The organism is Listeria grayi (assembly GCF_900638015.1).
Taxonomy (GTDB): domain Bacteria; phylum Bacillota; class Bacilli; order Lactobacillales; family Listeriaceae; genus Listeria; species Listeria grayi.
The window spans coordinates 2,199,547-2,224,103 of the sequence record NZ_LR134483.1; the positions used below are offsets into that span (position 1 = coordinate 2,199,547).

Annotated in this window: 23 protein-coding genes and 1 pseudogene; 10 read left to right on the forward strand and 14 right to left on the reverse strand. The window is 42.9% G+C overall.

Going from position 1 to position 24,557, the window contains the following annotated elements; translation table 11 throughout:
- The first annotated feature begins 53 nt into the window (after positions 1-53).
- Positions 54-329, forward strand: a complete 276-nt coding sequence (locus EL241_RS10785) for a hypothetical protein (RefSeq protein WP_003754396.1) — start codon at positions 54-56, stop codon at positions 327-329.
- 225 nt (positions 330-554) lie between these two features.
- Here the strand turns inward: EL241_RS10785 and EL241_RS10790 are convergent, their stop codons facing one another.
- Both EL241_RS10790 and EL241_RS10795 read right to left on the reverse strand, forming a co-directional pair.
- Entirely contained in the window at positions 555-1,076 is a 522-nt protein-coding gene (locus tag EL241_RS10790) for a type 1 glutamine amidotransferase domain-containing protein (RefSeq protein WP_126320578.1), read from the reverse strand.
- A 401-nt stretch (positions 1,077-1,477) separates the two neighbouring features.
- A complete protein-coding gene (locus tag EL241_RS10795; protein WP_036104782.1) occupies positions 1,478-1,657 on the reverse strand; it encodes a hypothetical protein in 180 nt (59 codons plus the stop codon).
- A gap of 109 nt (positions 1,658-1,766) precedes the next feature.
- Here EL241_RS10795 and EL241_RS10800 point away from each other — a divergent pair, with 109 nt between their 5' ends.
- The 3 genes and pseudogenes from EL241_RS10800 (at position 1,767) to EL241_RS13855 (ending at position 3,097) form a co-directional block, all read left to right on the forward strand.
- Positions 1,767-2,114: a PTS lactose/cellobiose transporter subunit IIA gene (locus EL241_RS10800; protein ID WP_003754390.1), complete on the forward strand. Its 348-nt coding sequence runs from the start codon at positions 1,767-1,769 to the stop codon at positions 2,112-2,114.
- Positions 2,115-2,233: 119 nt separating this feature from the next.
- Positions 2,234-2,557 (forward strand): annotated as a pseudogene (locus tag EL241_RS13850) (PAS domain-containing protein); the annotation flags it as partial.
- Positions 2,558-2,680: 123 nt separating this feature from the next.
- Positions 2,681-3,097 (forward strand): methyl-accepting chemotaxis protein, encoded by a 417-nt coding sequence (locus EL241_RS13855; protein WP_382311170.1) that lies wholly within the window; start codon positions 2,681-2,683, stop codon positions 3,095-3,097.
- Between the two features lie 43 nt (positions 3,098-3,140).
- On the opposite strand, the gene EL241_RS13695 is transcribed toward EL241_RS13855, so the two are convergent.
- From EL241_RS13695 to yjfP, 3 genes are all read right to left on the reverse strand, one after another.
- Positions 3,141-3,317, reverse strand: a complete 177-nt coding sequence (locus EL241_RS13695; RefSeq protein ID WP_159099831.1) for a trypsin-like serine peptidase — start codon at positions 3,315-3,317, stop codon at positions 3,141-3,143.
- Positions 3,318-3,448: 131 nt separating this feature from the next.
- Entirely contained in the window at positions 3,449-3,757 is a 309-nt protein-coding gene (locus tag EL241_RS10810; RefSeq protein ID WP_036104779.1) for a metal-sulfur cluster assembly factor, read from the reverse strand.
- Positions 3,758-3,821: 64 nt separating this feature from the next.
- On the reverse strand, positions 3,822-4,580 hold the full coding sequence (yjfP, locus tag EL241_RS10815) for an esterase (RefSeq protein WP_036105071.1): 759 nt from the start codon (positions 4,578-4,580) through the stop codon (positions 3,822-3,824).
- Between the two features lie 146 nt (positions 4,581-4,726).
- Between yjfP and EL241_RS10820 the strand changes: the two genes are divergently transcribed.
- On the forward strand, positions 4,727-5,536 hold the full coding sequence (locus EL241_RS10820; protein ID WP_003754373.1) for a Cof-type HAD-IIB family hydrolase: 810 nt from the start codon (positions 4,727-4,729) through the stop codon (positions 5,534-5,536).
- Positions 5,537-5,561: 25 nt separating this feature from the next.
- Here the strand turns inward: EL241_RS10820 and EL241_RS10825 are convergent, their stop codons facing one another.
- The 7 genes from EL241_RS10825 to EL241_RS10855 form a co-directional block, all read right to left on the reverse strand.
- Entirely contained in the window at positions 5,562-6,464 is a 903-nt protein-coding gene (locus tag EL241_RS10825; RefSeq protein WP_003754371.1) for a YitT family protein, read from the reverse strand.
- A gap of 138 nt (positions 6,465-6,602) precedes the next feature.
- Entirely contained in the window at positions 6,603-6,962 is a 360-nt protein-coding gene (locus tag EL241_RS10830; RefSeq protein ID WP_036104774.1) for a YisL family protein, read from the reverse strand.
- A 12-nt stretch (positions 6,963-6,974) separates the two neighbouring features.
- Positions 6,975-7,832: a fumarylacetoacetate hydrolase family protein gene (locus EL241_RS10835; protein WP_036104771.1), complete on the reverse strand. Its 858-nt coding sequence runs from the start codon at positions 7,830-7,832 to the stop codon at positions 6,975-6,977.
- Between the two features lie 2 nt (positions 7,833-7,834).
- Entirely contained in the window at positions 7,835-11,557 is a 3,723-nt protein-coding gene (gene addA / locus EL241_RS10840; RefSeq protein WP_126320581.1) for a helicase-exonuclease AddAB subunit AddA, read from the reverse strand.
- Complete coding sequence (gene addB / locus EL241_RS10845) at positions 11,558-15,025, reverse strand: helicase-exonuclease AddAB subunit AddB (RefSeq protein ID WP_036108419.1); 3,468 nt, start codon at positions 15,023-15,025, stop codon at positions 11,558-11,560.
- A gap of 134 nt (positions 15,026-15,159) precedes the next feature.
- The gene (locus tag EL241_RS10850; RefSeq protein ID WP_036108422.1) at positions 15,160-15,966 is read right to left on the reverse strand and encodes an HAD family hydrolase; all 807 of its coding nucleotides are present in this window, start codon (positions 15,964-15,966) and stop codon (positions 15,160-15,162) included.
- 23 nt (positions 15,967-15,989) lie between these two features.
- The gene (locus EL241_RS10855) at positions 15,990-17,051 is read right to left on the reverse strand and encodes a LacI family DNA-binding transcriptional regulator (RefSeq protein WP_036108425.1); all 1,062 of its coding nucleotides are present in this window, start codon (positions 17,049-17,051) and stop codon (positions 15,990-15,992) included.
- A gap of 184 nt (positions 17,052-17,235) precedes the next feature.
- Between EL241_RS10855 and EL241_RS10860 the strand changes: the two genes are divergently transcribed.
- From EL241_RS10860 to EL241_RS10875, 4 genes are read left to right on the forward strand one after another with little or no spacing between them, the layout of a single operon-like run.
- Positions 17,236-18,207, forward strand: coding sequence for an ROK family protein (locus tag EL241_RS10860; protein ID WP_126320583.1), 972 nt, complete (start codon positions 17,236-17,238; stop codon positions 18,205-18,207).
- A 12-nt stretch (positions 18,208-18,219) separates the two neighbouring features.
- Positions 18,220-20,592, forward strand: coding sequence for a glycoside hydrolase family 9 protein (locus tag EL241_RS10865; protein ID WP_036108428.1), 2,373 nt, complete (start codon positions 18,220-18,222; stop codon positions 20,590-20,592).
- Between the two features lie 24 nt (positions 20,593-20,616).
- Entirely contained in the window at positions 20,617-21,987 is a 1,371-nt protein-coding gene (locus tag EL241_RS10870) for a PTS sugar transporter subunit IIC (RefSeq protein WP_126320584.1), read from the forward strand.
- A gap of 2 nt (positions 21,988-21,989) precedes the next feature.
- The gene (locus tag EL241_RS10875; protein WP_036108433.1) at positions 21,990-23,060 is read left to right on the forward strand and encodes an SIS domain-containing protein; all 1,071 of its coding nucleotides are present in this window, start codon (positions 21,990-21,992) and stop codon (positions 23,058-23,060) included.
- 35 nt (positions 23,061-23,095) lie between these two features.
- On the opposite strand, the gene EL241_RS10880 is transcribed toward EL241_RS10875, so the two are convergent.
- Complete coding sequence (locus EL241_RS10880) at positions 23,096-23,329, reverse strand: IDEAL domain-containing protein (protein ID WP_003754348.1); 234 nt, start codon at positions 23,327-23,329, stop codon at positions 23,096-23,098.
- Between the two features lie 251 nt (positions 23,330-23,580).
- Between EL241_RS10880 and EL241_RS10885 the strand changes: the two genes are divergently transcribed.
- The gene (locus EL241_RS10885) at positions 23,581-24,183 is read left to right on the forward strand and encodes a competence protein ComK (protein ID WP_052009308.1); all 603 of its coding nucleotides are present in this window, start codon (positions 23,581-23,583) and stop codon (positions 24,181-24,183) included.
- A 1-nt stretch (position 24,184) separates the two neighbouring features.
- On the opposite strand, the gene EL241_RS10890 is transcribed toward EL241_RS10885, so the two are convergent.
- Positions 24,185-24,532 carry a helix-turn-helix domain-containing protein gene (locus tag EL241_RS10890; protein WP_036108436.1) on the reverse strand — a complete coding sequence of 116 codons (348 nt, stop codon included), beginning with the start codon at positions 24,530-24,532 and terminating at the stop codon, positions 24,185-24,187.
- Positions 24,533-24,557: the final 25 nt, after the last annotated feature.

The following is a 24,557-nucleotide window of genomic DNA, read 5'->3' on the forward strand; positions in this document are numbered from 1 at the left end:
AAAGTTTTGCTATAAAGGAAGTAAGACTTTATGTGAAAAGAGTGACTGAGCCGTTGTATTTAAAATCATTTTTAGCCGGATTAGGCGGAGCAATTGTTATTTTCTTGATCAGTTTATTTACTTCCAAAGAAATAGGCGCCAATCTATTTTCTTTAGTAACAACGATCTTGATTTTCGGATCGATCATTTTTTCAGCATTATTCACCACCGGTTCTCGTTATCAGAACAATCGGGAGGGACGCAAGAAACAGCTGCGTTTTAGTATTGCTTTCGTGGTCGCCGCAATTCCTTGCTTCATCGGTTTTATTATCAATTTCTATTTAGGGTAAAAAAAGAAGCCAATCTTAGTGATTGGCTTCTCAGCTTGGCGAAAAACGCTCATCTTCGTCGTTAAAGCCTGCGTTCCGATGCTCACGTACGCAAAAGTACGCTCCGCTTCGGTACTCGGCTTTGCCTAGAATCTAATCATTTTTCACCAAGCTGAAAACAGTAAAATAATGATTGAAATGGTGTTTTTCTTCAGTCTGAAGCCAATCTTAGTGATTGGCTTCTTTTTATTTAGAAAATGCTTTGATATAGGCAGGTAGATATTCCGGCAGATCCGGGGGACGACGACTTGAAATAATGTGACCGTCTGTTACAACCGCTTCATTATGCCAGATTGCACCAGCATTTGTCATATCGTCCTTGATACCGGGCGTACTTGTGACATTCACGCCATCCAAAATACCAGCGGAGATCAATACCCAGCCTGCGTGGCAAATTTGACCGATCGGTTTCTTCTCACGATCGAAATATTTTATGAAGTCTAGAACTTTCTCATATCTTCTCAGCTTATCAGGCGACCAGCCGCCGGGAACTAATATCCCGTCGTAATCTTCCGGTTTGATTTCATCAAAGCTATAATCTGAGGTTGCAGGAACACCATATTTACCGTGATAGACATGTGCGGCTTCTTCACCAACTAAATCGACTGTTGCCCCCTCTTCTCTTACACGTAAAACGGGATACCATAATTCTAAGTCTTCAAAATCATCGCTGACCAAGGCCAGAATTCTTTTTCCTGTTAATGACATTCTTTTTCCCTCCTTCTGATCTTCTCTTCTGAGTATACCAATTTCAAAAACGGAAAGGAAATAAGGTGGCTTAAAAAAATCCAAAAAAAATACGCTGAAAATAATTTCAGCGTCGCCATCATGTCTATACGTCTGCGCATAACGGGATGAGGCGCAAACAAGAATACATGGCAAATGAGATGAATGAAAACAAATAATGGTTTGACGTTAAAAAATCTATAATAGCAATTATAGACTCTATTGGAAGATGGATACGTCTGCACCACTATAATCATGATAGGGACTCGTCCCCATGAAAATAAAGAACCTTCTTTACTTTCATCAGGAAAAGTTCCTATCTCTAAAATTTATTTTACTACTTTTTCTTAAAATTGCAAGCAAATAAGTTCAAAACTTTCCAATCAGCCAACGATCGACATAATCGTACCGCAAATAATCGCTACTATCGGAACCAATACCCACCATGTCCGATTATCTCTAGGTGCGGGTTTTTTGGTTTCTTCCAAGCGTTTGCGCAGATCCGCCACTTCTAATTCCAGATCCTGTACACGGTCTTCCAGGTCATAGATACGTTCTTCCATCTCAATCTCCTCCTAGCCGTTTCTTTATTTTTATTATAGAATAAATAAGAAGAAACGACCTCCGCCTATAGACTGAAAATGCTGAAAAAGAAAGGAATGGATCAGCCTAATGAGTATTCAAAATGAAGAAGCGATAGTCAAACTGATTTTTCACGGTGGAAATATGCGTCAATTTGCCTATTCCGCAATCGAGGCTGCTGAAAAAAATGATTTCCCTTCAGCTGCAGCTCACCTCCAAAAAGCAGACCAAGAATTTGCAGAAGGACATCAGTGGCAAACAAAGATCGTCAGCAGTGAGCAGCGTGACGGCTTAAATGCCTCCTTCCTGCTGATCCACGGTCAAGACCATTTTATGACAGCAAAAGCCGAATTAGAAATGGCAAAACGTTTGGTAACTAGTTATAAAAAGCACGAAGAACTAGCAGCCCGCATTGCAGATCTGGAAAGTGATAAATAAATCACTCCTATTCCCTATAAATGATAATAAATTTACATAAAATAGCTAGTTGTTCGTGTAAATTTGTTTATAATAAAGGAAAGGAGTGATTTACACTCGAAAACGAGGAAAAATTATTTTTTGATGCCATCTTAGAATATGTTCCCGCTATAAAATTCAATATAAATCGAGAAATCATTTATGTGAATACATTGTTTGCAGAAACACTAGCATATGAGAAAGATGAATTACTAGGTAAAACGCATGCAGATCTCTGCTTTACTGATTTTACTGACAGCCCTGCCTACGAAACTTTTTGGAAAACGTTGCTGTCAGGAGAATTTATCCAAGACAAATTAAAACGGAAAAGCAAAAACGGAGAAGTACTTTGGCTACAAGCAACCTATATTCCTATAAAGGAGAATGGGGTTGTCACTGCAATTGGAAAAATCGCCTTCGACATCACGGATCGGATTTTGCGGACGCAAAGCTATAGCAGCGAATTTAGCGAGATCGCTCAAGTGCTCTTAAAACAAGCGGATGCCGGCAAAGAAATCGGAACGAAAGTCCAAACGGAACTGCAATTGATGCAAAATCATCATCAAGAAACGCAGACACAAGTCAATATTTTAAAAGAAGATACGCAGGAAATCCAAGAAATCGTAGCGATCATCAATAAAATAGCAAGCCAGACCAACTTGCTCGCCCTAAATGCAGCAATTGAAGCTGCACGTGCCGGCGAAAACGGCAGAGGGTTTGCAGTCGTGGCAGATGAAGTCAGAAAGCTTTCTAATCAAGTTGAAGCAGCTATCCGCCAAGTAGAGGAAAGCACGAAAAACATTACCGTCAACGTTTCTAAGATGTCCGCAGGGATCAAAGAAATCGAAAAGAGCATCCACACGAGCAAAGAGGAAATCAGTACCAGTATTGATAATTCCACTAAATTAGAAGGATCCGCCAAGCATTTGACAGAAGAAGCATTGTCATTTGAAAAGACAGTCTGATGATCAATAAGCCAAGAGCCGCTATAAATAGCGGCTCTTTTCATTATTCATCCATATGTTCTTTAATAAATGCATAAAATATGTCATTCAGTTTAGTACCAAAATTATAACTTCCTGCGGCTGTGGTATGCACGCCGATAACCTCATTTTGGACATTCAAAATAGCTGATCCAGATTGTCCGCCTTTTGTAAGGAAACACGATTTGAGTGGCTTGTTCATTTAAATTTCTGCTTCGCTCTTTTGAAAATAACAAAAAAGGTACCTCCTACTATTTAAAAATAATAGAAAATACCTTGTAACTTCTTTATAAACTTGTATTCCTAAGCGAATATCGAGATAATGCGCTAACTTTAACGAATCCCCAGCGCGATTTTCGCATAGCGGGACATGCGGTCTTTTGTCCATGGCGGACTCCATACAACATTAACGTTTGTATCTTTGATTTCAGGAATATCGGCGGTAGCCATGCGGACTTGGTCTGTCAAGATCCCTGCAAGCGGGCATCCCATTGTTGTAAGCGTCATTGTGACCGTGCATAATCCATCTTCGTCTAAGTCTACATCGTAAATCAAACCAAGGTTCACAATATCGATTCCTAGTTCTGGATCGATAACTTGTTCTAAGGCACCTACAATATTTTCTTTGAGCTGTTCATCCATGAAGCCTATGCCTCCTTTTCCAATTATTTGCAATTCATTATATCACATTTGAGAATCATTTTCATTAACTTCCCAATTGTTCTGTAAAAAAGGCTACTGTTTTTTCAATTCCTGCTAGCGTAACTTTATGTCTGGCATTTTCGTCGCTGATAAATTCTACATTGTCGGCTAGTTGTTGTTCTACCAAGGATTGATATAATCGTTCGCTGTATATGTAGGGAACGACATCGTCTTTCTTGCCATGCCACAATAATACGGGGCGGTCTCCGATTCGGTCTAAGCGTTTGGTCAGATCATATGGGGCTAGCTGAGCGATGCGCTCTTCTACAGAATACGGGAAGGTAATTCCTTGGCTGGCTGCTATCTCAGAAAGCTGTTTCGCGTAATCCACGTAATAGGCGCTCCCCATCAAGCTTACCACAGCATGGATATCTTCATAGCGGTTTAAGATGCCTAGAGAGGTAATTGCTCCCATTGACACTCCGCCAACACCGATGCGGGCAATATCTGTTTGTCCTGATTGGATCAAGGATTCTTTCAGAGCAGCAAATTCATCGATATTTCCTTGAATCGCGTCCCAGAAAAAATGGGTTTGTTCTAACGTTCCAGCATCTCCCTTACGTTCGCCGTGATAAGCAGCTTCCGGCAAAATAACGCGAAATCCTTTTTCTGCAAGGTAATAACCGTAATGCAGGTATAATTCTTTTTGACTTTGGAAACCGTGATAAAAAAAGACGGTCGGTAAACGCTTTTGTTCCTGTTCTGCCTGATAAACATTTAAATAAGGAACACTTCCTACTTGCTCGTGTTTGATCTCTATCATTTCCTGCATTTACCTCCTACAGATAACTTTTTATCTGGATAGTTTTACAAATAGCGTAATACATACTATCATAGTAATATAAGGTTATTCTATCATGATTAAAACCTATTCACGAATGATTTGAATTTGGATTAAAGGAGCTTTGTATGGACAAAAAGTTAATTGTACTCGATTTAGACGGCACAACGTTAAGAGATGACCAGACTATTTCACAAACAACGAAGCAAACGCTGCAGAGAGCCCGCAATGCTGGTCATGAAGTTATGATCGCTACTGGTAGGCCTTACCGGTTAAGTAATTTATTTTATGATGAACTGACGCTCACGACACCAATCGTCAATTTCAATGGCGCTGTGTATCATCATCCAAAAATGCCTGATTTTGCCGATCGCTATCATCATTCGATCGATCTGAATATCGTTCACGAGCTGCTGGATTTCACAAGCCACCTTCCGCTCCGCAATATTGCTGCTGAAGTAGAGGATTTTGTTTTTATCCGCGAGGAAAATGAATCTGTTCCTGCCTCGATGCACTTAGGGCTGGAAAATGTCAAAATCGGCGACATTCGCCAAAATGTCAATATTGATCCGACCTCCGTATTATTATTCGGACAAGATGAACAGCTAGTGCTGATCCGTAAATATTTGGATAAGCAGCTTTCTTCCAAACTTTCCTATACGACTTGGGGCGCTGCTTGGCCGGCGATCGAAATCATCAAGCACGGTATCAATAAAGCTGTCGGTGTAAAAGCTGCTGCGAAATCATTGGGCTTTGATCGCAAGGATATCATCGCTTTCGGTGATGAACTCAACGATCTGGAAATGCTCGAATTCGCAGGAACTGGCGTAGCGATGGGAAATGGCAATGAGCAAGTAAAAAACATTGCCAATACGACGACGTTAAGTAACGAAGACGATGGCATCGCTATTTATCTACAAGAAAATTTAGGGGTTTAAAAAAGAGCTGAATCAGCTCTTTTTTTTATAACATATTATTGCGGTACATCTCCATTGCCAGTTTCTGATCGGCTTCGGAGCGGAAATCCCCGATCACGCCTGATGTTTCCATGATATTGATAAACGCACGAGGGTCGATCTCATTGATAATATGTGTCAGATCATATAACTCATACCTAGTAATAACCATTACCAGCATGTTGATATCATCTTTGGAATAAGCACCGGTCGCATTCAGTACCGTGATCCCCCGAAACATATTAGCATGGATCGCTTCAATAACGCTATCTGCATGCTGTGTCATGATCATCAGCGTCAGTTTTTGATGCCTTGTGTGGATCAAATCGATCACTCGGCTGGAAACATATAAAGAGATCAGCGTATATAAAGCATACGTCCAATCATAGCGAAATCCAGCAACAAAAATGATAATACTATTTAAGATCAAAAAGTATTTGCCGAATGAACGGCCTGTTTTGATCGTGATATACATGGCAATGATATCCAGCCCACCTGTCGAGATCCCGAATTTAAGCGCTAAGCCGATTCCGGTCGAGCAGATTATTGCGCCAAAAATCGCGTTTAATAAGATATCATTTGAGATCTGCACCTCAGGAATGAGGATCAAAAACAGCGACATAAAGGCGATGACCATAAAACTAAATACCGTAAAACTTTTCCCGACTTTGATCCAGCCGAGTATGGCCACAGGGATATTGAGTAGCAAGATCAGTAGTCCTGTTGCGACTGAAACACCTACCGAATCACGCAGCAGATCTGAGGCTAGCTGAGCAACACCGTTCAGCCCACTTGCATATACTTTTGCAGGGATCAGGAAAAAGTTCATACCGATCGCATTAAGCAGTGCTGCCGTGAGCGCGATCGCCGTTTTTTTCCCATACTCCCGATAACTATTTAAACTATCCATTCTCTTCGCTCGCTTCCTTTTCAAACTCCTTTCATAACATACCAAGTTTTTCAGGAATTGAAAAGCCTTTTTTTGAAAAAAAGGCTTAGATTATTGAAAAATATTTATTCGGATTTTTCATTGTCTTCACACTTACTTTTATACCAATGGATAACCACCCGATAGATAGAAGCCAAGTGCGACTGTCAAAATAACCGAAACAAAGAACAAACTAAAGAACAGCGTAGTCGGTCTGTCTTTTTTTCGATAGCTGAGTAACATTTCGATGACGCCAATCACTAAAATACCTAGCAATATCTTGAATATCACTGGTAAAAGATGATGCGCGAGCCCATATCTTGCCATTATAATACCGCTGCCGATCACGATAATGTAAAACACCCGATTGATCATTTGCAGGATCGTAAATACCTTGTTATTTTTTGGATAGATGCTAAAAGCACTGATTGTTAAAATGACGATTGCTACCCAAGCAATCAAATGTATCACTGCCCACATTTTTTTCTCCTCCTATTGTTGATCTTGTACGAAGTTTGTCAATGTTCCGATCCCTGAGATCGTGATCGCGACTTCATCCCCGTCTTTTAAATAGCGTGGCGGATTAAATCCTTTGCCCACGCCTGGTGGGGTTCCCGTAGCAATAATATCGCCTGGCATTAAAGTATGCCCCTTAGATAAGTCCGCGATCATCCTCGGAATGCTGAAAATCATATCTGCTGTTGTCCCAGATTGTCGTTCTTCCCCATTGACCAGCGTACGAATCGAAAATGGCGCTTCTGGATCAGGGAATGTTTCTTTTGTAGCAATGTAAGGACCGATCGGACAGCTGTTGTCTAAGCTTTTGGCGATATAAAACTGTTTGTGTTTGACTTGCAGATCGCGCGCAGTCACATCATTAAGGATCGTATAGCCGAAAATGTGCGAAACAGCTTCTGCTTCTGATAGATCACTACCTGCCTTCCCGATAATCACTGCCAGCTCTCCTTCATAATCCAAAGCATTCGTTACATTTTGATGTGTTTTGATCACACCCTTATCAGCAACTAATGCGTTTTTACTCTTCGTAAAGACGAGGATCTCTTTTGGGATATCTTCTTTAGAACCCATTTCTAAAACATGCTCCGGGTAATTTTTACCAATACCGATCACATTGTTCGGCGGCAAATATGGTACGGTGATCTCGATCTCAGTCAATGGAATACCAGTTTCCGCTAAAGCGCCGGCAAGAAGTTCTGGCTGAGATTCAATGTACGCAAGCAGATCTGTCGGCGGATCTCTAAATAGCTTTTCCGCCGGGATAACTGCATGTTCCTCCTTTAAAAGTCCAAAATTTTGTTTTCCTTGATAAAAATAACTGAGCCACTTCATTTTCATTCCTCCGTTTCCAATTGACACACATGAGCACCGTCAAAAAAGTATAAATAAATATGCTTGACTGGTTTTTTCGTGATTGCCTCGACCGCTTTTTGATATAAGTGCATCTGTACTTCATAGCGCTTTTTAAGTACAGGTTCGGCTTCCAACCAGCCATTCGGAAAGTGGCTGCCGATTCGATCTGTTTTGTAATCGATCAGTGTCACACCATCTGCTTCTTCAAGCATACAATCGATCACACCCTGGATCAAGACGCGTTCTTCAGTTTCTGCTTCCGGATAAATCACGCTTGCTGGCAAATGATAACTGAACGGAATCTCTCGTTCTACCTGTTGCAGGTTTTCGTTTATCAGACGGCCTAGTTTTGTTCGGAAAAAGGCTTGGATCTCAGAGTAGGTGATGCTTTCTTTCTGCTCTGGCGACAAGATCTCTTTTGCTACTAACTCTTCTAGGAAATCCGTCAATTCCTTATCATCCGGCTCATGGGAGAGCGGCAGTGACTGCATAACCGTGTGCATCGCAGTACCTTTTTCTGTCGCGGAAAGTCCTTTACGTTGAAGAAATTTAGGCCGATCCAATGATACTTTTTGAATGCCTTCTACGATTTTGGTATCGCTCCAACTGTCTTGCACAGAAAATTGGCGTTTTATTTCCGTAACAGATTGTTTGGCACGGATTTGTGTTTCGACTTGGTTGGGATAAATAAACTCTAGATAACTGTTGATGCTTTCTTTTTCCGGACTTTCGATTGGCACGGTTTTCCCTGCTTGGATATTATCTAAATAGACTGGTTTGCTCGTTTTAGCCTCTGCAGGATTTGTTAGCTGTTCGCTCGCCACTATTTCTAATCCTATTGGCATATCGATCGGCAAGGCCGCTACTTGGCCGGCATCCAATAATTTTGCAAATTCCGGATGGCGGGCAAAAGCACTGCCGATCCATTCTAAATAGGTCTTTCCTTGCAGACGAACTCCGGCCGGCAATATCCAGCCAGTATGACTTGATTGAGTAGCCCACTTAGTTTTTGTTTTTTCCCAATCAGCAACTGTTCCAGTGATGATCAGTTTTTGTTCGGCTCTAGTCAAAGCAACGTAGAGTACACGCATTTCTTCTGCGATCGTTTCCCGATATTTTTTTTGCTTGATCGCTTGCTGCATGATTGTCGGGTAAACGATTCTCTTATCGACATCGTTATAGCGTGCAGAAAAACCGAACTCTTTATCCAGCAAGTATTTGCTATAGATATCTCGCATGTTGAAACGGCGGCTTGTTCCCGCAAGAATAACGACCGGAAATTCCAATCCTTTACTTGCATGGATCGTCATCATCCGTACGACATCTTCTTTCTCGCCAAGCGTTTTTGCCGTTCCCATGTCATCGCCACGCACGCGCATCCGTTCGATGAAGCGGATGAAGCGGAATAAACCGCGATAAGCTGTTTTTTCATATTGGCTGCTGCGGTCATACAGAGCACGCAAGTTCGCCTGCCGCTGTTTCCCGCCGGGGAGGCCACCTACGAAATCATAATAATGCGTTTCTTCATAGATCTGCGCGATCAGTTTCGGTAGACTTTCCCGATTGGCGAGATCACGCCATAATTCTAATTGTTTCAAAAAGCGGTCGATGCGGTCTGCTTCCGGGGAGATCGTCGTTTGTTGGTAAAGCAAGAGCGCATCATAAAAATAACCTTTTGGCTTTGCAGCACGGATCTGACCGAGGATCTCTTCGGAAACACCTAATATCGGCGAACGAAGGACAGCAGCTAATGGAATATCTTGATAAGGATTGTCGATGACTTTCAGCACAGCAAGCATTATCCGAATCTCTGTCGCTTCAAAATAGCCGGTGTTGCTGTTGGCATAAAATGGTATGTCATGTGCTTTCATCGCCTCTTCGATATCCGTGGCGCTCGTCATCGCCCGCGAAAGCAAGACGATGTCCCGATATTGGATCGGACGGTATTGCTGCATTTTTTTATCATAGATCTGGAATTTTTCTGTGATCATTTTCTTTATTTTTCGGGCGATCAGCATTGCTTCCGCCTGATTTTTCTGCAATTCTTGCGGAGAGTCAGTCTCTTCAGATTCTCTTTCTTCCTGCTTCATATCTACTAATGCGACTTCCGGCTGATACCGCTCCTCCGTTTCGGGAAAAGCAGCACCCAAAACCAATTCAGCCGCTTCATCATAGTCGATTTCTGCTATTTGGGTATCCATCAACTGCTTGAAAATAAAATTAGTGGTTGTCAGTACATTTTGGCGACTTCGGAAATTTTTCGATAAATCGATGCGGATTCCTGTATTCTCACCATCAACACGATAACGCTTATACTTATCCAAAAACAACGTTGGTTCTGCTAAACGGAAACGATAGATCGATTGTTTCACATCGCCGACCATAAACAGATTTCCCGCTGCTTCTGAAGGTGTCGTTAATAAGCTCAGGATCGTTTCCTGGACCATATTTGTATCTTGGTATTCATCGATCAGTACCTCTTTAAATTTATGACGATACTCTAAAGCGATTTCGGATGGCTCATAGCTTGTTGCTTCCGTCTTCTCGCTTAAAATCGCTAATGCCAAATGCTCCAGATCATTAAAGTCCAAAACGCCACGGCGTTGTTTTTCTGCTAAAAAATCTGCTGCGAATTCTTCTACGAGTTCCGTTAACAACTCGATATCTGGTTTCATTTTTGCCAAGTCCGCCAGATAATTACCCGCATCGCGTTGGAACCACTCCTCGGTAATCGCTTTAAGTTGCTTTTTGGCTCCGTCTCTCGCCTGTTTTGTTTGCTCAATAAGCGATTCATCGTAATTTTCTTTATTTTTGATTGTCGGCAATCTTCCGAATTTCACGCTGGATATCGCTTCTTTTTTTGCCTCCCAATCAAGTGGATAATCATCTAAAAGCTGCTCTAACTGCAGTTTTTCATTTTCTATCAATGGAAGATATACATCAGGTCCGCCCGGTTCTTCGGCAAATTTCAACGCGGTTCGCAGCTCTTCCAGTGCTTGCTCCAAATGGATCCGAATATCTGCTTCGATATAACGATAGAACGGAAGCTCACTTACAGCTGCAAGCTCCGTTGTATCATAATAGCTGGCGATCTGCCGCAGCCATGCCACCGGATCTGGGTTTGCCCGTGAGAAATCATATAGGCGAGTTAAGATATCTAAAAGCACATCATCGGAACGGTCATTGGTAAAGCTGTCCACTAGATGGAAAAAGCGTTCATTTTCTTCATTGCCATAATGTCTCTCAAGAAGTGCTTCCATGACTTCATCTTGGATCATGCCACTCTCAAGTGGCTCGATCAAACGGAAATTCGGATCGATATCCGCGACATAATAAAATTTTCTGATCACATCCAAGCAGAAGGAATGCAATGTGGAGATCGAGGCATAATTCAGCAAGGCGATTTGTTTTTTCAAATGTCTGGAATCCGGATCTTCCTGCAATGCTTTTTCTAAGGCGGCTTCGACACGCTGCTTCATTTCGGCAGCAGACGCGTTGGTAAATGTCACGACTAGCAGTTCATCCACTTGGAGTCCCGCTGTTTCATCTTTTAATTTCTCAATGATCCGCGAGACAAGCACGGCGGTTTTTCCGGATCCTGCTGCTGCTGCAACGAGGATATTCTGACCGCTTGCATGGATCGCTTTCCACTGGTCATCTGTCCATGTGGCACTTTCTGGTTTTTCCGGGATAGAAAAAGCCATTTATTCTCCCTCCTCTTCTGCTTTCATTCTTTGGATAACTTGTTCCGGCGATTCATTTTGTAAATAACGGTACGTATTGTTTTCTAAAGATGGATCAAATTGGCAAACCGATCGAAAAGCGCAAAACTGGCACGGCGTTTTATCCTGTAGGTTATACGGGTTGATAGAAACAGCGCCGTCCATCATTTTATTTCCTGCTTCTTGATATTTCCCTCTTACGAATCGGCGCATGGCATCAAATTCTGCTTTACTTGCAGTTCTGGAGCGTGCACTCAATGTGCCGTCGCGCTTCAAGTCTGCTGGGATAACAGTAGATTGCTTGCCCGGTTCCAATGTATTATCCATTAAAGAGACCACTACCGGATCTTCTAAAATAAGCCCTTTCATGCGAAAGTTCTTCTCTAATTCTTCTTCGATCGCCTCTTCCGACAGTTCTTTATCTGTCTGAACGGGCTGATTATGCATATGGAAATAAAGCACCCCAGCCGGCTCTGCTTGTTTGCCGATCAATTTCTGTGCATTTTGAACGACAATATCTAAATATGTCAACATCTGTAGCGCCAATCCATAATAGACTTCCGTCAACCTTAGATCATGGCTGCTGGATTTATAATCGATAATGCGTAAAAAGGAACGGTCCTCTTCTTTAGCAACATCGATCCGATCTACTCGCCCTTGCAGCAATAGCTCCCGCTGTTTATCCAATTTGATCTGCATAGGCGGTAGTTGGCCTTTGATGCCAAAATCCACTTCCAATCCAAGTGGCCGGAAAGCACTGACTTTCGCCTGCCTGTTAAGGACATGCGTTGCTCTGGCGATGATCTGTTCTAATTTATATTGGATATAGGCCATTCGTTTCGTACTTAACAGGATCTCATGCTGGATTTTTGGTGCCAGATAACGAATAGCATCTCTAGCGATTTCCTGACATTCCAAGTCCGTCAACGAGCCCCATTCCTGCTGTCTTCTTTTGATTTCATTCGAGATCCATTCCATTGCGCCATGGAAAACTTCTCCCATATCTACAGCTTGCAGTTTAAACTCGGCGCGTTCTTCCAATTTTAAGCCATATTGTGCAAAATGTTGGAACTCGCAGCTGAAAAATTTTTCCATCCGTGATACGCTGGCAAAAATATTTTCGCCAAATAGAGTCGCAGCGGTTTCTGAACGGATCGGCTGTGTGCGGTTCCCATAAAACAAACTGCCAAGTACATGCTTGACGACTGCGTTCCATTCCGATTTTTGGATAAAATAATTGTAAGCGTCCCACCAGACACTTGCCACGGGATAGCCGCGTTTATACAACTGCAGCTGAGCGGTAAGCTGGCTGAGCGTTGCTTCTTTCGCGCGTACGTAATCACTTTGTTCCCTTATTGGTAGTAAACTTGGATCATTTAAATAGATTTCTTCTGTCAGCATTTCAAAATGGGCTTTTATTTTGCGGAGATAATTAGATTCTGCAAGTAACTTCCCTTCATCGTCAGCAGCTGGATAACTGAGGTACAGCTGGCTGCTGGCAGTTGTAAATAGACGATAGGCAAGGTGTTCTTCTTCGATCAAATGACTAGTCAGCCCAGACCGGATCGGCACCCCTTGCTCTGAAATAGCAACTCTGTCATCATCAGACAATATCCCGCCGTCTTTTTTGCGAAGCGGCATCACACCATCATTGGCACCAGCGATAAATAGGACTTTCACGCGTAGCAGCCGTGCCACATCCATATCAGAAACGATGACTTGATCTAACGTGGGCGGGAGCAGTGAAAATTCCAATGCATCAAGACCGGTCGTCACTACTTCCAAAAAGGTATCAAAATCAAGCGGATCGTCTCCCAGTATCTCGACGAATTCATCGAGCATACCCATGACTGCTGTCCAAGCTTGTTCATGTTCTCGCGCCAATTCCAACAAGTTGTTTGCTTCTGCCTGCTCACGCCACATTTCAAGTCGCTCAGCAGCTTGGACGTTTTCTAGGTATCGATACAATGCTGTCCCATAATCGATCCCGCTTACAGCATCTTCAAATGCTGTTTCTAAGGCTTCCAGCGGTTTTTGGATCCGGTAGCGCAATGTATTGATCGTTTCTTGCATCGCCAGTTCTTCATCGGTTTGCGGAGCGAGCTCGATCGTCAGCCCTTTTACTTTCTGATAGATCCAATCGCCTTTCTTCTGCCAGCGCCATTTCGCTTTGATCCCGTTTTCGATGCAGTAATTTTCCAGTAGGTCTGCTTGTTTACGATTGAGCGGATTAGGTGTCTCTAAATCAAAAAAGAACTCTGTACGGATTGCTTGGAAAATATTCTCGTAGCGCCAATTTTGCTGAACCGCTTCTAAAGTGGAGCGGATAAATTCAATAAACGGATGGTCCGCCATCGTGCGTTTTTTATCTAAAAAGTATGGTACTTCATTTCCTTGAAAAGCTCGACTGACGAGGGTCTCATATTTATCGACACCGCGTACCAGTACGGCAATATCTTTATAATCAAATTGCCGGGAAGCGATTAGCTCGCGAATTTTCCTGGCGATCCCTTCTGCTTCTGCCCGGCGATTATTAGCTTGATGGATGTGCAGACTGGTGTTTTCTCCGACATATCGCTTGGGGGCACTTTCTTCTGAAAAAAGAAGCTCCAATTCTCGAAGTTCTGGGTCATTCGTTCGTTTGTTTGATTCCAGATGAAGCCGAGGCAAAATCTCAATTTGTGTCTGTCTGGCCATTTCCGTGATACGATCCAAATATTCTTTGCCATGCTGAAATAAGCTATACGCATCTAAGCGGTTGCTAGCAGTTTCATCTGGAAGCGATAACGCGATCCTCACGCTTTCGGATCCCTCCATCAACGCTCCGATCACTGACAGTTCTTGTTCCGTAAAAGAATCAAAGCCGTCGATAATGACCGTTGCCTGTTTGATATATGTGCTGCGTGAAATCGAATTTGTAAGTAGACGCAAATAGTCTTCGCTTTCCATATACTTACCAGCTAGCATATTTTCATAACGATCAAACAGCAGCTGGATATCATGCAATTTATCAGCCGTACTGGTCGTTAGTCCCGGAGCAACCTCGGCAAATGCTTCTGTGCGAAGTTCCGATTGTTTGATTTCTTTGAATAAAGAAGCGATCTCACCGTAAAAGCCGCGTTTCATTGCTGCCCGCTGGAAGATCTTCAACTTGTCCTGTTCTGCTAAAATCGCTTTTCGCAGCACCATTTCGATCCCGCTCTTACTAAGAAAAGTCCTTGCTAAACCGCCCGTTTCCTGCATGACTTTCCAGGCTAAACGATTGAAGCTGAAAACTTGGATATTCATCATACCATCAAGATTGGCAGTTTGAAGAAGCGTATTCTCCATTTGAAATGTCATTTGTTCTGGAACTATATAGATAACAGGGTGCTCGCTAGTCACGGCTTGTTCGATTAAATATGTCGTTTTGCCCGTGCCCGCTCGTCCTGTAATTATTTGTAAACTCATACACTCACCACCGAACATATGTTTTTTATTCCTCTTTATTTTACCATATTATCTGCTCTATTACGAAGGTTTTAATGGCCAAGAAAAAAACAGATTCTCCCAAAAATCAGCAGGAAAATCTGTTTTTACTTTTATTAGCAGATATGTGCCTTCAAAAACTCATAAATGCCTTCATTTTCGTTTGAAGTGGTGACATAAGAAGCATGTTCTTTTACAAAATCTGCCGCATTTCCCATCGCTACGCCAACTCCCGCATATCGTAGCATCTGCAAGTCATTCTCGCCGTCGCCAAATGCGATGACATGCTCCGGTTTCACTTCTAAATGCTGCCGCAGCCTTTCTACCGCATGCTCTTTATCGATTCCTTCGGGTAAAATCTCGATATTATTGAAATGAGAGGACAGCGTTCGGATGCCCGCTACTTTTTCGAGGGCTTCGCGTACTGCTGTCAACTTTTCAGGAAGATCTTCTTCGATTGTGATCGCATTGATGATCTCAGCTTGGTGGCGCTTTACATCTTCCTGTGATTCCAGATGAACCAGTTTCGTTCCATCCACACGTCCCTGCTCTGCTTCGTCTGTAATATAGGAAGGTGGCGTCATCGTATAGAAGACGGTGTTCTCGGAAAAAAAGAATAGCGGCACTTGATGAAGCGTGCAAATATCAAATACGGTTTGGATGCTTTCTGGATCTAATCCTTGTCGGAACAAAGTCTCGCCACCCGAACTGACCACCGAGCCATTTGAACATATAACATTTCCGCTTTCATCTACCAATCGTGCAAATTTATTTGCACTTTGAAACATCCGCCCGGTTGAAACGGCGAAATGATGTCCTTGGGCAATAAGCTCTTGTAATAAAGCTAACGTTTTGGGAGGTACTTGCTGGTCGCTCGTTATCAAAGTTCCGTCTATATCTGTACAAATCAAGTATTTTTCCAATGGCTTAAACTCCTCTTTCATTTTTATTTAGCTGCACCGCATGATTCACGAACAATAAGTTCCGGTTCATGTTTGATGACAGTCGGCTCATATTCTCCATTCATTGCATTGATCAATTGCAAAACAGCGATTTTCCCTAGATATTCATTATGCTGATCGATCGTTGTCAGCCGCGGGATCTGGAAATCACTGTTCAAAAATTGGTCGCAGCTGACGATCGCAATGTCTTCTGGGCAGCGTATTCCTTGATCCTTCATAGCTCTGATCGCTCCGATCGCTACACTGTCATTGATCGCTACTAAAGCTGTCGGTATATCCCCAGGGGACTTTTCTACCAATTTTGTCAATGCATCATAACCAGCTGGTACATAATAATCCGACAACTCGATCCATTCTTCACGAATAGGATGCGAAAAATTATTCATTGCATTACGAAAAGCTGCTACTCTGGATGTCGTTATTTTCACTCCTTCTTCCCCGCCGATAAAACCGATTTGGCGGTGACCCAAGGCAGTCAGATGGGTAACGAGCGTGGTAACGCCCTTTTTCAGATCACGTTCGACAAAAAGACAATCTAATTCCTCACGTTTGCTACCGATCACTAGGACTGGAATCTGTTTATGGAGCTGATTTAACGCCTGAACATAACGATCAGATAAATCTTCTTTATCGATCTCGCCGCCGAGCACAAGGACCCCGTCAACTTGCTTTTCCAATATGATCCGCAGATAGTCCTCTTCTGCTAAACGGTTTTTCGTTCCGGCACTTTCAGGACCTGCGAGTAATGTGTTAAAAACGATCGTCGAATAAAACTGCTCCAATGCACATTTTTGGATCTCCGCTACGAGCGAAACAAAATAAGGATTGGAAATATCCGGCAAGATCACCCCGATATTCTTTGTTTGGCGGTTGACCATGCCACGAGCAAATACACTAGGGGTGTATTGATACTTATCGATCACATCCTGAATGCGCTTCCTTTTTTCTTTAGAAACAGAAGGACTGTTGTTCAACACGCGGGAAACCGTAGAAACAGAAACTCCACTGAGCCTTGCGATTTCTTGAATCGTTATTTTTTCTTTCATATATTCTCCATCCTTTTGGATTGATAATTATAGTCTACATTATTTCTACGTGCGCTACAAGTTTTTTTGGTAACGTTGCCAAAAATATATTGACTTTTTATTTTTTATCCGTTATTCTAATGTTGAAAGCGGTAACAAAATAGAATTATTTTTGGTAACGTTACCAAAAACGAGGTGAACTATTATGACAACAAAACAATCTATTCTCGGTATCGATATTGGTGGTACGAAAATCTTGATCGGAGAAGTAGATCTCGCTGGGAATGTTTTACAATCAAAAAGTTATCCTAGCGACACGACTAGTCAACAGACGGTAGTAAAAACTTTGCTTGTAGCACTTCAAGACTATCGAGATACCATTGGGTTCCAAAGTAATAATCTCCTTGCTGCTGGGGTCGGTGTCGTCGGCCGTGTAGATTCCGCAAATGGGATCTGGTTGGAGATTCAACCCGGAAAAACAGTGCCTACTCCGCTTGCCGATATATTAGGCGATTTTCTCGGCTTACCAGTCGTGATCGAAAATGATGTAGCCGCTGCCACTGCTGCCGAACAGCGCTTAGGCGTAGGAAAAGAAACAAAGGATTTTATCTATATCAATGTCGGTACAGGTATCGCTGCCGGAACCGTTATCGATGGGAAAATCGTTACCGGCGGACATTTCAACGCTGGTGAGATCGGCCATATGGTGGTTGACCTAGAAAGTGAGATCCCCTGCGGATGCGGACGAAAAGGTTGTGTAGAACGTAATGCTTCTGGACTTGGTCTTAGCGAACAGATTTATGGTAACGTTACCAAATATCCATCGACTTCCCTTCCTGTTCATACGAATGAGCGGATTGCCGCTGACGTTATTTTCCGAGCAGCGAAGGAAGGTGATCCACTGGCGGCGCCTATCGTTGACTACGCTGCCAAGAGCTTGGCTGCTATGACGATGAATTTAGTACGGACTACCGACCCGGAATGTGTTGTTTTCGGTGGAGGTGTTATGCAAAGCGACTACTTCTGGAATTTATTCCAAAGTTATTTGCAGTCCAATACGATCCGTTTTGTGAGCAAAGGAATCGTCCGCACCACTGTTTCCAGTAAAGAAGTTGGCTTGATCGGCGCTGCATTCATCGGTCAATCAGCACTTATAGAAAAATCTGCTATTCATTAAGGAGGAATTAAGGTGTCCCAATCATTAGAAGAACAATTGATCACTTCTTCATATCTGCATCGTCCGCTTGAGATCCCTTCGGACAAAGCATTAGAAACACGTCTTCAACAAAAGAAGATCCTCGCTTCTACAAGCATCATGGATACTTCTACAAACAACGCTTTTCACCATCAAGGTGTCGGCAGATTAGAATGGACAACGGAAAAACATCTACGGCTCTCCTCTCCTGTTACCATGCCGCACTGGCCGGAAGGTGCACCGGATGACGGCGACTACTGTAATTTTGGGAGCGTCTATGCCGTAAAATCGATCGACAGAGAAGATTGGACAAACTACAATCGGCTACGTCTGGAAGTTTTCCCAGAATTCGAGGGATTGAGTAACGCTTATATCATCATTCAGCTAAAAAACGACGGTGTATTGAAAGTCCCAGATATTTATGATCGGGAAGGCGTCCATGGAGTAAATCTTATCAGCGGCGAATGGAATGATGTGATCGTAGAAATTGCCGATCTACCACGGGATGCGATCACAGAATTGTCAATCAGTTATTATTTGCAAGGACCAGAAAAGCTTTCCAAATCTGAGATCGCACTCTCTGTCCGCAGCATTTATTTAGAGACCATTGCTACGCCCGAAAACACGAAGGGCTGGCTACCAAATAAAAATGTATTGAGTTATGCACAAAGTGGCTACAGTTCCGAAGCGCCAAAAACGGCCTTTGCGGAAGCAACTTTTATCGAACAGCCATTTCAGCTGATCGATGATGCCACCGATGATGTCGTGCTGTCAGGGATCGCTTCCCGATTGGAGACCGATTTGGGGATTTTTGCGGTATTGGATTTTTCCGCTCATCGAAAAACTGGTACTTACCGGCTTGAGATCGGCGCACTCCAAACTAGCGGATTTGTTATCGGTGATGCTTCAGAGAAATGGACCAATTCCATCTGGAAATCACTCAACTTTATTTTCTGTGAACGCTGCGGCTATCCAGTACCTGGCAAGCACGCTTCATGCCACGCCGACGTCATTGCCAAACATAATGGTCAGATTCTTTCTTTCAACGGTGGCTGGCATGATGCGGGCGATGTTTCCCAACAACTGATCCAGACAGCAGAAGTCGCAATGGCTCTTTATGAGACAATAGCCGGACAGAAAGATCCATTACTTAGAGGGCGCTTGATCGAAGAGGGTGAATGGGGCGTCGACTTCATCTTAAAAACCCGGTTTGGAGATGGCTATCGAGCAACGAGCGCAGGCGTTTCCCGCTGGACTGACGGCTTGATCGGCGGTATGGACGATGCGGAAGCACGCGTACATAACCAAGCATATGAAAACTTTTACCTCGCCGGTATCGAGGCATACATCCATGGACAGATCACAACGAATGATTCCTTAAAGCGGACATTGAAACAGATCGCACAGGAAGATTTTGATTTCGCCCTAATGGAAATGAAAAAACATGGTATCCATCAAAAACCGATTTTCTGGGAACATACCTATCAAACATCGGAAAGCCTTTATTACGCTACTGCAGCGTTTTCTGCAGCAATGCTTTATCAGATCACACAAGACAGCAAATATGAAAAGCATTTGACGACTTTCTTAGCTAATATGTTGGAATGCCAAGAACAGAGTGGTATCCGCGGAGAAGATGGCACTACTTATGCCGGCTTTTTCTACCGTAGCAAAGAAAAGAAAATCATCCAGCATTTTAATCATCAAGCGCGAGAACATCTTTATCTATTGGCTTTAGAACAAGCGATGAAAGCTCTACCTGACCATCCTGCTTATCCGACATGGTATAGCGCGGTGGAACGCTACGGCACTTATATCAAACAGATCATGTCGTTTGCAGCGCCGTACCCATTGATTCCAGCAGGTTTTTATCATAAAGAGGAATACCTCGACGATACTAGCTTTGAACTACAACATTTGTTAGTCGACGAGCGGGCCCGCGAAGAATATCAGCTTCAATTCCAAGCAGGAATCCCGATCAACCAAGACATCGCCCTGCGCCGTTTCCCGATCTGGTTTTCTTTCCGAGGTAACAACGCGATCCTTCTTTCAGCAGGAAAAGCTTGTTCGATCGCAGGAAAATTATTAAACGATGAAAAACTGCTTAGAATAGCAGAAGGTCAGCTAGAATGGATCGTTGGAAAAAATCCGTTCGGCCAATCGATGATGTACGGAGAAGGCGCTAATTTCGCACAACAATATAGCGTATTGAACGGCGAAATGGTAGGCGAGATTCCTGTCGGTATCCAAACATTCCGAAATGAAGACCAACCCTACTGGCCGCAATTCAATAACGCTACCTACAAAGAAGTCTGGGTCGGCAATGCCGGTAAATGGCTGTCTATTGTCGCCGATTTAATCAAATAAACCCATTATTAAGGAGGAAAAAATATGCATTCAGAAAAAAGTTTTTCTAGCCGCTTTATCGAAGCATTATCTATTTTTGCCCAAAAAGTCTCTAATCAAAAACACATCATGGCGATCCGCGATGCTTTTGCCGCAATGATCCCGATCACGATCATTGCCGCCTTTTTCTTACTTGTCAATAATGTTTTGTTAGACCCTAAAAGTGGTTTATTCAAGTTCATTCCGAATGCTGAGCATTGGCTTGGCATCGGTACACAGATTTATAATGGTACGCTAGGCATCATGGCATTGATGGCAGCTTTCCTTATTGGGAATTTCTTGGCAAAATCCTATGGAATGGAAGGCCGTGTGGAAGGAATCATTGCGGTCGCAGCTCATGTAGTCTTGATTCCCGCCAATGTGCCCGTAACTAGCACAGCTGGAAAAGCTTTTGAAGCGAGCGGCGTATTGACTCAAGACCTAACAAGCCCGACTGGAACATTCTTAGCGATCATCGCAGCACTAATAAGCACTACACTGCTTTGCAAATTTTCGCAGAGTAAACGCTTAAAGATCTCCATGCCTGAAAGCGTTCCGCCAGCTATCGCCAAGTCTTTCAATATTTTGATTCCATCTTTCCTAGTACTAACCATTCTTGGTATCGTTGAATTCAGCGTCATGTCGATTTTCCATATGAGCATTCCCGATATCATCGTTAAAGTTCTGCAAACACCGTTAGTAGGCGGTTTCCAAACGCTTCCCGGTATCTTACTTTACGTATTCTTTGCTGGTTTCTTATGGGTTTTCGGGATTCACGGTGCATTCGTGCTTGGCGCGATCTCAGGACCAGTCTTACTTACGTCCCTGCAACAAAATATCGATGCGATCAATGCTGGACAAACACTTCCAAATATTGTAACTCAACCATTCTTGGACGCTTATGTCTATATGGGCGGCGGTGGAACGATCATCTGCCTCGTTATTGCGATTTTCATCGCTTCTAAACGTCCCGATCACCGTATGATCACAAAATTCGGTTTGATCCCAAGTATTTTCAATGTCAGCGAACCGTTGATGTTCGGACTGCCAGTCGTTTTCAACCCGATTTATGGTATTCCACTTGTAATCGCACCTTTATTCTCCACTACACTTGCTTATATCGCGACATCGATCGGCTGGGTAGCACCAACTTACATTTTGACACCATGGGTGACACCGCCGCTGATCTCGGGTTATTTAGCAACAGGTGGCGATATTCGCGGATCGATCTTGCAAGTAATCATCATCGTAGTCGGAACATTGATCTACTTGCCATTCGTTATTGCCGCTAACCGAACTTACGTAATGGAACAAAAAACACAAACAGAAAAAACAGAACAACCCGCAGAAGCACTTAACTTGGAAGGAGGCAATTGATCTTGAAACCTACAATGATGACCTACATCGCGGAAGAAGAAGCAATGGCAGCAGCAATTTTAAGCCAGTATCCCGCCAATCTTCCTGCAAAAATAACGGGAAAAGAATGGCTTGTGCTCGCAACCGGTTCTAGCTTAAATGCCATCAAAAGCGCGAAATATTATATGGAGCGAGTGGCAAATCTGCGAATCACTATCGAAGAGCCCTTCAATTACCGTTATTATGAAAAAATCGATCCACATATTGATCTAGTGATCGGTGTATCTCAAAGCGGTGAAAGCACGAGCACGATCGAAGCGATCGCTCATATCCGTCGTACTTATGACGTTCCAACCCTTGGCTTCACTAGCAAAATGGAAAGCGAACTAGCTCAGTCAGCCGATTTCACCGTCGACATCGGCTGTGGCCAGGAACGCGTCGGCTATGTAACAAAAGGTTTTACCGCAACTGTTTTGACACTGATGCTGACGGCACTGAATCACGGAAAACAAACTGGATTTATTTCTGCCGAGCAAGAAGCAGCAGAACTAGAAATGTTTCGCGACGCAACCAGTGCGATTCCGGCAGTAATTTCCCAAACAGAAGCATTTTTCACGAAATTCGAAAGTGAATTCGTTGCTGCACCGCGCTTTACAGCGATTGGTTATGGACCGGCAGTGGGAACTTGCAAAGAAATCGAAACGAAATTCCAGGAGACGATCCGGGTCCCTTCTCAAGGAGTGGATTTAGAAGCTTTCATGCACGGTCCCTATTTAGAAGTAAACCCAGAACACCGCATTTTTTTCCTAGAAACAGAAAGTTTGGTCAAAGAACGACTGGAATTGTTGCGTGCTTATGAGGAAAAACATACAGCTTACACGTATACGGTAAAATTCGGAACGAGCAACAATTCACGGACATTAGCACTTCCAGACGTTGTCGATGAGTGGAAAGCACCGTATTTGTTAGCTATCCCCTTCCAGATCCTCGCGCATCACATCGCCGAGGCAAAAGGAAATAAACTGACGGAACGAATCTATACAGACTTCGGTGTCTCAGTGAAAAGCAAGACCCAGCCTGGCGATTATGCTTAAAAAAAGACTGCGTATCAATAAGATACGCAGTCTTTTTAAATGTGTAGTTGTTTATCCAGCAGTTGATTGAGTTCTCCGGATAGTTGGAAAAAGGTATCTGAGTCTCTTTTATCGAGTGCTGCATCGATATTTTCACGAAGTAATTCAATCCTTCTCTCTTCTAGGAGCATAGTCATGTAGTATTCGATAAATACGTTTGTTAATTCCTTTTCACCCTTCAGTACCCCAACTTGGTTCATCAATGAGTTAGAAAAATCTCGCATTTCCACGACAATCACTCCTTTATATAGGATTTATTACAATTATATAGATAAAAATAATGTAATCAAGACTTTTTTGTAAAAAAATGCTAAAAAATCCGATTTTTCAAAATTTTACTGACGGTCTTTATTGCTTATGCTATAATTGCCTCACATTAACACAATATAAGTTAATTTATAGCCAACTTTTTTGGCAGTGTTAATCAATCTCTCTTGTACACCTTCACCTTACACTAATTACAGCATTGGAGATGAACAAAATGAATAATGAATCAAAAGCACGACGTATTTACGAAATCAATCCGTATACGATGGTCATCCTGCCTAAACGATCAGGGGAAGAGATTTTTTCCGAGATTTACGAAATAGGTAGTAGTTTTATATCTAAATTTACCCCTTTTGAGATAATTAAAACCAGCTGCAAGTTTTTCGGAAGCAATTTTGAAGGTCGCAAAGATGGGACCAAGCATTTGATCGGCATCACGCATAAGCCGCCGATCATTATCGACGCCATGAATCTTATCTATGCGTTCCCAACGACGTCACCATCAAAAAATGACTGTGCTTGGATCTTCCCACAACATATCCAAGAATACGGCGCTAATGAATTGAATCAAACTGTCATTCAGTTTACCAATCATCGCAGCATAGAGATCGACATCTCTACGGCTTCGTTCAATAACCAAATGGCACGGACTTCCATGTTGCATATGAAGATCTCTCAAAAAATGCGAAAAATGGAGAAAGAATTTCCACTTGGCAACATGTATTTCCCACCAGCTACGATCGCAGCCGAGTCAAGGGCACCATATTCCGTTCCTAAGCCAGAAAACGGCAGCGGTGATACTCCATTTTTCCAATAATTTATTTTTTATGATCGATCGCTTCCATGATTCGTTTCATCATCAGCAGCTGTTCTTCCGAATAGGTATAGGGAAGTTCGAGATACCATTTCTCTAGTTCCGGATTTCCGATCAGCGGGAATGCATTGACAGAATTTTTTTCGCGAAGTCCTGCTACGTCTTCTAGCAAGAAATCAGTCGTCGTTCCTAATTCTTCTGCTAATTTAGCTAAAATGAAAACCGGCGGCCGATGGGTGCCATGCTCATATTTGCTGATCGTCGAGGGTGTCACGTCAATTCTTTCTGCTAACTGCTTTTGCGTAAACCGTTTCTTTTTTCTCAGCTGCGCGACTTTTTGTCCAAATTCCATAACCAGCCCCCCTTTTTCTTTTATT